This window comes from Heyndrickxia shackletonii, assembly GCF_001420715.1.
GTDB lineage: Bacteria > Bacillota > Bacilli > Bacillales > Bacillaceae_C > Margalitia > Margalitia shackletonii.
Map to the genome: position 1 here is coordinate 2,375,342 of NZ_LJJC01000004.1, position 10,202 is coordinate 2,385,543.

Below are 10,202 nucleotides of genomic sequence, written 5' to 3' on the forward strand. Positions count from 1 at the left end.
AAACGATATATGCGAAACGCAAAGAAACGATTGAGCGTGTATTTGCAGACGCAAAAGAAAAGCATGGTATGCGTTGGACAACGTTAAGGGGACTTAAAAAATTGTCGATGCAGGCGATGCTTACTTTCGCTGCCATGAATTTGAAGAAAATGGCCAACTGGATATGGAAAGGTCCGGAAATGGCCTAGTAGATGAGGATGAGAGAGGTCAGCATACACCCAAAAAGGTAAAAAAGTAAGAACAAAATCAAAAGGGGTTCGGAATGTGACCATTCCGAACCCCTTTTGTCTACAATCTGAGAGGAATGAAGGTATGAACCTTATTCCTCTTTCTTTCACTTTAATATTAATTATTTTGAAATTTTGGTCCGGGTGTATCGGTCAGCGGATGAAGAAGGTGCTTGCGCTTTTCTTTTTAAGATGCGGAATTGCGATGTTTTTCAAGGCGCTGAGATACTTCTTTCAATTCTTCTCTTAATTCATTGTTCTCCTTCTCTAGAAACTTAATTTTTTTCTTTAAGGAAGAAATCATGACGCCTTTGTATCTTTCTTCTTTTTCCCGCTTAATTTCCCGTATAGATGGTATCGATGAATCCTGTAATCTCATTTTTTCAATCAATGTTCTTATTTCGGTATTTTTATAGAGCGTTGCTTTACTGACCCCGGATGCTTTGGAAATGCTGTTAAAATTAATTTTTTCGTTGCTTTCGATTAATAAATCAATTGCTTTTTTTACCTTTTGTACAGTTCTTTTTCTTTTTAATTCATGAACTTGCTTTAAATGTTCGTTAATATTTTTTGTACTCATTACCTCCACCTGCTTTCTAATCATTGTCCATTTAGCAAAAATTAGTCACGTTTCATTAATAAGAAAAAAATCATCTCTTCTGTCTTTCGAAAAACCTCACAATACGGATATTCAGTACCTAATACTGCATAATCCAAGCAAATTCCATCGACATATGTCCAGAAAATGGTAGAAATAACAGATGGATCAATATCTTTTCTGAATTCACCACTTGCTATACCTTCTTCAAGAATTGCTATAACAAAGCTTTTATATACATTTTGATATCTTTCCAGCATAATACTGCGTATTTCTTTTTTACGAGAAGAGGAAAGCCAAAACTCACCATGAACAAGCATTAAATGTTTGAAATCCTCCGTAAGGGATACCTCCCGATATGTTTTAAAAAGAAATTGCAGTTTTTCCGTTGCATTCGAAATTGTTTTAAAATGTTCTTGAAAATAATCAAAATTGGCTTTTGTTTGTTCATTCATTAGCTGTATGTATATATCATCTTTTGTTTTAAAGTAATTATATATGGATCCTTTACTCATGCCTGACCTGGCACAAATATCATCAATGGTTGCAAGTTCGAAGCCTTTTTCGGCAAAGCATTTAAGTGCACTCTCTAAAATCAACTTCTTGCGATTTTCTTTGTATTCTTCTGACACAATAGGTGACATTATGTTCCTCCGAGCTATCTCAAGCAATCTGTTAACTGTATTAAAATGACTAGTCAGTTTATTTAATGTTACTACCTTATTTTACTTAATGTTCGAGATTATATGATATTCTTGAATGTTCTATCACTTTTTCGCGGTTTAAACTATTAAAATTTTTCCATTAAATCTATCATAAATGGGAAATGTTATAATTTCAAGAATTTTTTATTCTTTTTGAGTAGAGGGAATAACAAAACTTCTTTCGCTTATTAGGATCAACTGTCCATTTTTGACCTGATAGACTTTTTTCTTTTGAACATCATTATTTTAATAAAATACCAGCATGCCAAATAAAACACCATCACATTTAACACTGAAAGTACAAGGTTTCCAAGTAATATTTGCGTTACATTTGTCAAAGGGTTCTGCATGGTTAACCTTATTGGAAATTCTTCACGGTCCGGAATGATATTGCTTACTTGTTCAATAAAAGGAAAAGGAAATCCAAATCTTAGTGCTTTTAACTGACTAAAATTAGTGACCTCGACTGGTAATAGGAATGGTGATAATAAGACTAATACTAAACTAATGGTAAAAGTATAGAGCATTACCTTTCTATTCATGGCGTCCCCCTACGCAATCTGCGATTTTATCTATAATATAGTTCCCAAAATTTCATATAGGTATATAGCTTTAGTTCATCATCAGATTGAACTTTATCTTCTTTAGATAACACCTCTTTATATTAGACTTTCCAAAGAAGGAAAAAGTTTCAAAATTTTTTAATTAAGTTTTCCTTAATAAAAATGGAGGAATTGATTCATAAATACTAGTTTTGCTCCATACATTGTTGGTAATCGGTAATTTGCCTTACAAAAAAAGGAGTGTAAAATGAAAAAAATATTAGGAAAATCTTTGTTGTTAGTGCTGCTTATCGGCTGTCTAGTTGGCTTAGTAATCTATCATCCTATTCAAACAACCTATGAAAAAGTAAAAATTACAGAAAAATATTATGCTTCCAAGCCAACAGAAAAACTGACTGGGAGCAAGACAAAGAAAAAACTCTCTCTTCCTACTAATCCCAAATCAGAAACATGCGCGATGGAATTTGACAATGACAAAGTTTTTATCATGGACTGCCATACTTTTTTAAATTATAGTATTGGCGAGAATGTAAAAATTAAATATAAAGATGGAAAATTGCTAGATATAAGACGGAAATAAACAGAAAAGCGGAAACGCCTTGCTCATCGACGTACGGATTTCGTAGTCTTCGATTGAGATAAAGGAAACACAGTGAGATAGTCCACGAGCTGATGTTGACAAGACTACGAAATCCGCTAGCCGATAGGCGTTGGAGCTCGACAAAGTTTATCATGATTTTCATTCTTCCTGTTCTGCTCTCCCTCTAATTACCTAAGTCAATATATTCACAGATGTATGTAAATATCCCATTATTATTCTAAATATTCTTCAGCAAGAGATGAGTTTAAATACCTTGCCATTCCAGTCTTCAATTTTTGAAAGCCCATTTTTTCGTAAAATGCTTCGTTACCTGTCGTAGAAATTAAGTGTATGCATGAAACCCCTTCAAGCCTCCTAGTTAGATGCATTATGATTTGCTTTGCAATCCCTTTGCCTTGAAAATGCTTATGCACAACCACATCATATATAGCAGCATTAAATACTCCATCTGTAAGAGCTCTGCCAAAGCCCACAATACGCATTTCATCTCTAACAATAACGATTACATTACTCGCTTGAAATACTGATTGAATGATTTCCTCGGTGTGCTTGTTCCACCCCACAGATTGATAGACTTGTTTCATTTCTGTCCAGTTTACATTTGATAAATCTTCTTGAAAAATGACATTCATGCTAATCCCTCTTTATCAACTTAATTTTAAAAAAACATTACAATATTACATGTTTATTTGAATATAAAAATTTTATTGTATATAATGATTTTAGTGAAATATAATTAAAAGGGTAAGTGCCTTGGGCCAAATAATAGAAAAAAAAGGAACAGTGGCTCCCAACCACAGTTCCTTACACAGTAAACCGCAAGTTGAGCAGTGGCCCGTTAAAAAACGAGTTAACCTACCCAAACTTTGGCCTGCAGGGTGGGTTATTTCTTTTTAGTGATGGAAAGCACAACCGAAATCACTGTTAGTATTAATGATCCAAACATAATCATTAATGATAACGCCTGGTAAGTCGTAATCAACAGTGATCCCCCCTTTCAAAAAAGGACGTAACCACTCCCCACCCTGCAACTGTGTTATATAAAATTATAGCACATCCACCTCTATTTTTCGGAAAATTCTTACAAAAATAATTCATTATACCCACTAGACTTTCTAAATTGTCCATTTTTAAAAAAGAGGCTGAATATTTTTGCTTAATCTTTTTTCGGCTTTGATGCTTTTTTTATGACCATTTTCATCCGTATAATCGACTATCACCCATCTATTATAAATATTTGTTTTTTGGAGATAATAACAAATGCGTATATATTTAAAGCCTTTATTCTTCATTAAATGGAGGTGATAGGATGGGATTATTAAACTCATTTTCTAATTGGAGAGCAGAGAGATATGAGAAGCATCTGTCCACAATGGAAGCTTTGGGGAAATGCCCAGACTGTAAAGGCAGAGGATTCATCCCGGCTTTTACAGCCTATACAGTACCAATAGATTGTCCAGGCTGCAACGGAAGTGGGTTGTATTCTGATTGGACTCCGGAAACTGAATAAGCAAAAATGATGACGGGATTATCATAGAATCATTTGCTTACAAAAATCAAATTGTATATAATGTTAGTAACAGAATAAAATAAAAAGGAACAATGACGTGTCAGGTCATGTTCCCAAGCATAGCTGCTGCAAGAAGTGCAGTGGCCCGGAGAAGATGCGAATAACTCACCCTAACCATGGCCTAGGCAGGGTGGGTTATTTTCGTTTTACAAGCGAAATAACAACTGCAATCACTGCTACGATTAACGATCCGAAAGTGACCATTAATGATAATGCTTCGTAAACTGTGACCATCAGTGCATCACCCCCCTTCTGAAAAAGGAGTGACCACTGCCCACCCTACATTGCTATGCTAAATCTAGTATAGCACAAATGTTCGCAAAATATAATAGAGCAATTAAAATGTATCATTTGACCTATGTGCTTCGTATTTACTCTTCATAAAAAATTTTTTTCATTTAAAAATTTCCGTTAAATAGATTCATTTATATGCTAGAATAATAGTGGCAAAATTCAATACTCTCCTAGGAAAGAAGCGTAGTCATCGTGTGGATTCTAGCAGCATTAACAACTAGCATTGGTTTTGGTGTCAACAATACGATTTTTAAATGGAGTGGCACTAAAAATCTTTCGAAAGTACAAATCCAGTTTTTCTTTTATTTCATGGCGTTTCTGCTTACCCTTTGTTATGGATCTGTTTCAAGCAGATTTCATCCAAGTTTACTGTCCATTTTTTTAGGAAGCTTTATCGGCATTTTGAATGCCAATGGTAATATTCAAATGTCGCAAGCCTTTGAAAAGGGACCGGCAAGCTTAACATCACCATTAATTGCAGCAAATACCATTATTCCGATAATATGTGCTGCATTCATTTTTAAAGAACAAATTAATGGGATACAGTGGATTGGTATCATCTGTATGTTGTGCGCTGTTTTTGTTATTCAGTACACCCCAAAACACCATACAAATACAAACTATTTGGCATGGATGCTTCGTATATTGCTATCCATTCTGTCTTTTGGGATATTAGGAATTTTAATGAAGACAACCTCTTATCTTCATCTTCATTCCTTGGATGTGCTAGTGTCTATGTACGGCGGTGGATGCTTATATTTGGGGATTAATATGTTGATCACAAGAGAAAAAATTGCATTTCCCGAAATAAAAACGGGTACAATCATTGGGATCATTAGTGTTATCGGCTACAGTTGCTATTTTTACGCACTGAACAAAGGATTAGGTGGCATAGTCTTCCCTATTGTCAGCTTAAACTGCTTAGTCGTGGTACTTGCCGGATGTTACATATACAAAGAATCATTACGGTCCTATCAAGTTGCTGGTATTGTCGCGGCATTAATTGGAATTGTGCTGACGAAAATTTGACACCAGATAAAAATTTACATAATGAAAGGCTCTTTTCTTATACTTTGTTGCTTTTGTATACGAAATGCTAAGGAACAACTTATTTAGATTAAGGCTTTGATAAATAGTATTTAAGTATAAAATATGGGAACGTCCGGTTTGGACGTTCCCGTTCTTATTCCATTAAAGTTTGTAAAGCAAACGAAGCTTTTTAAAAGCTTCGTTTCGCTGCCCAAGCTCCTTGCATTTTACTTAGGAATACAATTTGCCCAATATGATAGGCGTCGTGCATTGCTAAACTCTTTAGTTCAATCATTAATGGATTGTCTTTAGGGATTTCTCTATACAAATCTTCTAGTTCTGATGTTGCTAGTATTTTTTCTAGTTCACGATGAACATAAAAATATTCTTGTTTTGTTTTCTGCCAATTTTGAGACGTCTCAGTTGGTAATCGATATGTAGCCTCATTATTTTCTGCCTGTGGTTCATTTTTTGTTTCACCAAGAAATCGTAACAGAATTCTTTTTTCAAAGAAAAGCAAATGACAAACTAATTCCCAAATGGAATGTGCCCCCTCAACTGGTTTCCAAATTGCCTGTTCAAAAGTGATATCCTCTAGCACTTTTTCAAGTGGTGGAAACCAGTCTTCTTGATCTAAGCAGCTTGCCCATTGCTGTAACAAAAGTGTCCTTACCTCCATTTTCTATTCCCTCCATTTTAATCCCTTTAATAGATAATCACATGGTCAAAATTTACTTTGTTATTTATAAAATTCTGATAATTCTAGTTTATCATATGTTTTGTTAACGGAGAAAGAACAATTGTCTAAAACCATTTCGGTAATCGTAAAGTTATCTTTTATATTTTTTGCCGGTATTCAGGAAAAAAAGACGGCTTAGATTCTTGCTGGTAAAACTTTTCCCATTTTTCGACTAGTGATTTGTACTTTTCAGGATTATGCACTTTTTTTCCAATATAAAAATTCAATGTCCCCTCTGGATTAAACCGATGTTTAAATTGAAAAAGCGAATCTCTTCCGATATGTCCTCCGCCTAAATGGAAAACATTCAGCCCCTCACTTTTTCCCCATAAAGCAATGTGATGCAAAAGATAAGTATTGGAACCAAGACTTAAGAATTTTTGTTCCGAACACCCCAGGTGATAATGGAGCACCGATCCGTCATAAAGACACAATGCAGCTGCAATCATATCGCCATTATAATAAACAGTCCCAATCATTGATTTATCAGGAAACTCCTGCACCAGCTGTTCCAAGTAATCCCTTGAATAGTAGGAATAGGCCGAGGCGTTTACCTTGTCCATTGTTTTTTTGTACATTTCATAGAAGGTATCGATAATCGGATAGGCATTTTCGTTTTGAAAGACTTTAAATGTCAGCTGATTTTTTATTGCTTTTTTAATATTTCTTTTATGATTTTTATGATAACCATTATAAATTTCGTCTTCCCTTTTTGTTAAGTCAATATAGATTGTTTCCCTATCATATGAGACATCAACTAATTTCTCCAAATAGGTTTGATTTTGATATAAAGGATGAAAACGGATAAATTCACTAATGATGTTTTCCATTTTACAGTAGTCTTCAAAGTCCCGTCTGAAATGAATTAATAATTGTTCGTCTAAATCATTATACAATGGTCCTCCATAACCATAGGTGGGAGTAATGATATCGTATAATTCAGTTTCTTTTTCTGCCTCCATAAAAGCCAATGCGTTAATATTTCTGCGTAAAAATACATAGCAAAGTTTTTTCCCTCGTTCATCCTCGCAGTAAAATAAAAAAGGATCGCCATCTCCCGTAAATAGATTTAAATTACTGTAGGAATGATAATAAAAAACATCATTTTTATTTAATTGGGCTAATTTCTCTTTCCACAATGATCTTTCCTGAAAGGATATTACCTCATACATTCGGAATTCACTCCTCCATGAAGAATCATAATATCATCAAACTTTATCATGATGGATCCTTCTGGATACTTGGCAACCATGACCTCATTTGCTTTTCCGGATAAATTGTTGATAATATTTTTTACAAAATTTTGCCCCATTTCATGTGCATGAGGATAACCTCCCCCAAATCTTGGATTTATTTCTGAAATGAGATAGCCATTATCTGTTTTAAAACAATCAATATCAATCGGACCAATGGGTTTTAAATGGTTGATAACCTTTTTTGTCAATTGGATGAGATTTGGATCTAAAACAGATACAGATTTATCTGTTTCGCCCGCTCTCATCTTTATTTTTCTTTTACAAAAAATATTAGTGGTTTCATAGCTCACTAAATCGACGTATCCATCAATTCCATATTCCTGGCCACTAATGAAAGGCTGGACAACTAGGTCATCGTTATCGAACCAAAGTGTTTCAAGCTTCTCAAGAGATTGAATAATAGTGATTCCAATACTTGCACTGCCATATCTGGGTTTTATAACTAACGGAAATGAAAGCTTCTGATTTTGAATGTCTATTAAAATATCATCCTTATTTATATAAGTTGGGATAGCTGGTAAGCAATGTTTTTCTAAAAATGTAAAGGTGAAATATTTATCGAGGCATAGATCAACAATCTCTTTATTTGAAACAATTATTTTTATATTTTCCTTTGCAAATTCATGTTTTTGAGAGGCTAACACGCTTAATTCCGGATCTATGAGGCTTAATACTGCATGAACATCGTATTTAATACAGAGATTTCTTACCTTTTTTATATAATCCGGATGTGTAACGATGGGAACATTTTCAGCGTAATCTGCCACTTGAAGAGCCGGTGCTGATGGATCGCAATCAATTGCAATCACCTTTCCCCCTATTTTATGAAGCTCCTCTTTAAAATACTGAACTAATTTTACCCGTCTGCCAGTACTGGTAATTAAAATATTCAATGATATCTCCTTCCCTTTTGAACGAGATTGTAACGTAGAGGCTTTAAACTACAAAGACTTATGGAAATAAATATAAATCCTCATGAAAAAACTCTCTAAGCGTTTCCTTTTTTCGAATTTCCAAGTACGTATTATTTTCATATGCGATAATAGAAGGCCGTTCCTTAATAAAAGGAGGATTAAAGACAATCGTATATGCACCTACATTTTCAAATAAGATGAAATCATTTTTGTTAGGAAGCTTCCCTTTAACACCAAAAGCTAAGTAATCCTTTTCCATACATGTATAACCAACAATATGATAATGAAGGTTTTTTTGAGTATCCTCCTGATGATAAAAAATCTTCATAGGGAGGTTACGTTTATGCATAGTAGGTTTTATATTGTGAACACTTCCATCGACTACGACAAAATATTGATCATCTATTCTTTTCGTTTCTATTACCTTCGCAATAAATGTAAATACATTGGCAACTAAGGAGATTCCCGGTTCCAGGATTAAAAATGGTTTTCTGTTTTTGTATGGAAACTCATTGTTTATAACCTCACAAATAGCACTTGCATAATCATCAAAACTTGGGGATTGGACTCCAAATTCTGGAGGCAATTCTCCGTAAATTCCTCCGCCGATATCAATGTATTCTATAGTGTCACACATATGTGTTTTGGCTAGCGAACAAAGTTTTTTTGTAACTTCCATATAAGTCTCTACTTTTCTTTCATTTGTTGAGAAATGTGCATGGATCCCTGCCAGTATAATATTTTGTATTTTTCCTAGTTTGATTAGCGCTGACCCAAAATCCCCATTTGCAACACAGATACCAAAACGGCTTTTTTCATAACCTGCTTGGAGGACACTTTTATTGGATTCGGATAGATCAAAGTTTACTCTAATACCGATTTTTACTTGTCGCTCTGGATTGTCTAAACAGTAAGCAATAACATGATCCATTTCATATAATGAATCAATATTTAATAAACTTTCATTCTCTAGTGCAGTTTTAATATCCTCGAAGGACTTAATTGGGCCGTTAAAAATAATTTTTTTAGGATCTACCCCAATCTTTACTGCTAAATCATATTCTAACTTGGAAACAACTTCCGCATAAGCTCCTAAAGAATACATTTCCTTACATAAATATGGGATATAATTTGTTTTATAAGAATAGCCAATGATAAAGTTTGGATATCTATTTTTAAAGGCATCATGCAGTTTTCGATAATTGTGCCGTAATTTATTGACATTGAATAAATAGAATGATGAACCGAATTGTTTACTAAGGTCCTCTATTTGTTTATGAGATAGCTTCATTCTGTCACCGCTTTCTATATGATTAACAATTTCGTGTTGCTTTGTATAATCATCATTTAATTAAATGATGGCAGATTGTAGACAAAAGGGGTTCGGAATGGTCACATTCCGAACCCCTTTTGATTTTGTTCTTACTTTTTTACCTTTTTGGGTGTATGCTGACCTCTCTCATCCTCATCTACTAGGCCATTTCCGGACCTTTCCATATCCAGTTGGCCATTTTCTTCAAATTCATGGCAGCGAAAGTAAGCATCGCCTGCATCGACAATTTTTTAAGTCCCCTTAACGTTGTCCAACGCATACCATGCTTTTCTTTTGCGTCTGCAAATACACGCTCAATCGTTTCTTTGCGTTTCGCATATATCGTTTTTACCTCTTTGTGATGACGAAGATGATCTGCTTCATCAAGGTACTAA

The 10,202-nt window shown here is 34.3% G+C and carries 14 protein-coding genes and 1 pseudogene; 4 read left to right on the forward strand and 11 right to left on the reverse strand.

All coding sequences use genetic code 11. The features are described 5' to 3' along the window. Positions 1-188, forward strand: a 188-nt coding sequence (locus tag AN964_RS11305; RefSeq protein WP_055739774.1) for a transposase, incomplete at its 5' end; no start/stop codon positions are given. Positions 189-414: 226 nt separating this feature from the next. Here AN964_RS11305 and AN964_RS11310 read toward each other — a convergent pair. The 3 genes from AN964_RS11310 to AN964_RS11320 all read right to left on the reverse strand — a co-directional run bounded on the left by AN964_RS11310 (position 415) and on the right by AN964_RS11320 (position 2,071). Further along, positions 415-807, reverse strand: coding sequence for a DUF6262 family protein (locus tag AN964_RS11310; protein ID WP_055739775.1), 393 nt, complete (start codon positions 805-807; stop codon positions 415-417). 41 nt (positions 808-848) lie between these two features. Then, positions 849-1,469 carry a TetR/AcrR family transcriptional regulator gene (locus AN964_RS11315; protein ID WP_055739776.1) on the reverse strand — a complete coding sequence of 207 codons (621 nt, stop codon included), beginning with the start codon at positions 1,467-1,469 and terminating at the stop codon, positions 849-851. A gap of 254 nt (positions 1,470-1,723) precedes the next feature. Continuing rightward, positions 1,724-2,071 carry a hypothetical protein gene (locus AN964_RS11320; RefSeq protein WP_055739777.1) on the reverse strand — a complete coding sequence of 116 codons (348 nt, stop codon included), beginning with the start codon at positions 2,069-2,071 and terminating at the stop codon, positions 1,724-1,726. A 268-nt stretch (positions 2,072-2,339) separates the two neighbouring features. Between AN964_RS11320 and AN964_RS11325 the strand changes: the two genes are divergently transcribed. Then, positions 2,340-2,672: a hypothetical protein gene (locus tag AN964_RS11325; protein ID WP_055739778.1), complete on the forward strand. Its 333-nt coding sequence runs from the start codon at positions 2,340-2,342 to the stop codon at positions 2,670-2,672. 233 nt (positions 2,673-2,905) lie between these two features. On the opposite strand, the gene AN964_RS11330 is transcribed toward AN964_RS11325, so the two are convergent. Together AN964_RS11330 and AN964_RS26930 are read right to left on the reverse strand one after the other, a co-directional pair. Then, positions 2,906-3,325 (reverse strand): GNAT family N-acetyltransferase, encoded by a 420-nt coding sequence (locus AN964_RS11330; protein ID WP_055739779.1) that lies wholly within the window; start codon positions 3,323-3,325, stop codon positions 2,906-2,908. A 251-nt stretch (positions 3,326-3,576) separates the two neighbouring features. Further along, on the reverse strand, positions 3,577-3,675 hold the full coding sequence (locus AN964_RS26930) for a putative holin-like toxin (RefSeq protein WP_220096207.1): 99 nt from the start codon (positions 3,673-3,675) through the stop codon (positions 3,577-3,579). A 327-nt stretch (positions 3,676-4,002) separates the two neighbouring features. Between AN964_RS26930 and AN964_RS11335 the strand changes: the two genes are divergently transcribed. Further along, positions 4,003-4,203: a hypothetical protein gene (locus AN964_RS11335; RefSeq protein ID WP_055739780.1), complete on the forward strand. Its 201-nt coding sequence runs from the start codon at positions 4,003-4,005 to the stop codon at positions 4,201-4,203. A gap of 195 nt (positions 4,204-4,398) precedes the next feature. Here the strand turns inward: AN964_RS11335 and AN964_RS26025 are convergent, their stop codons facing one another. Beyond that, on the reverse strand, positions 4,399-4,497 hold the full coding sequence (locus AN964_RS26025; RefSeq protein WP_133120535.1) for a putative holin-like toxin: 99 nt from the start codon (positions 4,495-4,497) through the stop codon (positions 4,399-4,401). 252 nt (positions 4,498-4,749) lie between these two features. Here AN964_RS26025 and AN964_RS11340 point away from each other — a divergent pair, with 252 nt between their 5' ends. Further along, complete coding sequence (locus tag AN964_RS11340; RefSeq protein ID WP_055739781.1) at positions 4,750-5,586, forward strand: DMT family transporter; 837 nt, start codon at positions 4,750-4,752, stop codon at positions 5,584-5,586. Positions 5,587-5,776: 190 nt separating this feature from the next. Here the strand turns inward: AN964_RS11340 and AN964_RS11345 are convergent, their stop codons facing one another. From AN964_RS11345 to AN964_RS25525, 5 genes and pseudogenes are all read right to left on the reverse strand, one after another. Further along, on the reverse strand, positions 5,777-6,265 hold the full coding sequence (locus tag AN964_RS11345; protein ID WP_055739782.1) for a DinB family protein: 489 nt from the start codon (positions 6,263-6,265) through the stop codon (positions 5,777-5,779). 158 nt (positions 6,266-6,423) lie between these two features. Further along, entirely contained in the window at positions 6,424-7,497 is a 1,074-nt protein-coding gene (locus AN964_RS11350) for a lipid II:glycine glycyltransferase FemX (RefSeq protein WP_055739783.1), read from the reverse strand. Continuing rightward, positions 7,485-8,474 (reverse strand): ATP-grasp domain-containing protein, encoded by a 990-nt coding sequence (locus AN964_RS11355; RefSeq protein WP_055739784.1) that lies wholly within the window; start codon positions 8,472-8,474, stop codon positions 7,485-7,487. Before AN964_RS11355 ends, AN964_RS11350 begins: the two co-directional genes overlap by 13 nt. A 58-nt stretch (positions 8,475-8,532) precedes the next feature. Continuing rightward, complete coding sequence (locus tag AN964_RS11360) at positions 8,533-9,786, reverse strand: type III PLP-dependent enzyme domain-containing protein (RefSeq protein WP_055739785.1); 1,254 nt, start codon at positions 9,784-9,786, stop codon at positions 8,533-8,535. A gap of 181 nt (positions 9,787-9,967) precedes the next feature. Next, a pseudogene (locus AN964_RS25525) lies at positions 9,968-10,198 on the reverse strand (transposase); the annotation flags it as partial. Between the last annotated feature and the right edge of the window lie 4 nt (positions 10,199-10,202).

Coding starts and splice junctions, on each gene's coding strand:
- AN964_RS11310 (WP_055739775.1), bottom strand. CDS start 807: ATGAGTACAAAAAATATTAACGAACATTTAAAGCAAGTTCATGAATTA.
- AN964_RS11315 (WP_055739776.1), bottom strand. CDS start 1,469: ATGTCACCTATTGTGTCAGAAGAATACAAAGAAAATCGCAAGAAGTTG.
- AN964_RS11320 (WP_055739777.1), bottom strand. CDS start 2,071: ATGAATAGAAAGGTAATGCTCTATACTTTTACCATTAGTTTAGTATTA.
- AN964_RS11325 (WP_055739778.1), top strand. CDS start 2,340: ATGAAAAAAATATTAGGAAAATCTTTGTTGTTAGTGCTGCTTATCGGC.
- AN964_RS11330 (WP_055739779.1), bottom strand. CDS start 3,325: ATGAATGTCATTTTTCAAGAAGATTTATCAAATGTAAACTGGACAGAA.
- AN964_RS11335 (WP_055739780.1), top strand. CDS start 4,003: ATGGGATTATTAAACTCATTTTCTAATTGGAGAGCAGAGAGATATGAG.
- AN964_RS26025 (WP_133120535.1), bottom strand. CDS start 4,497: ATGGTCACAGTTTACGAAGCATTATCATTAATGGTCACTTTCGGATCG.
- AN964_RS11345 (WP_055739782.1), bottom strand. CDS start 6,265: ATGGAGGTAAGGACACTTTTGTTACAGCAATGGGCAAGCTGCTTAGAT.
- AN964_RS11350 (WP_055739783.1), bottom strand. CDS start 7,497: ATGTATGAGGTAATATCCTTTCAGGAAAGATCATTGTGGAAAGAGAAA.
- AN964_RS11360 (WP_055739785.1), bottom strand. CDS start 9,786: ATGAAGCTATCTCATAAACAAATAGAGGACCTTAGTAAACAATTCGGT.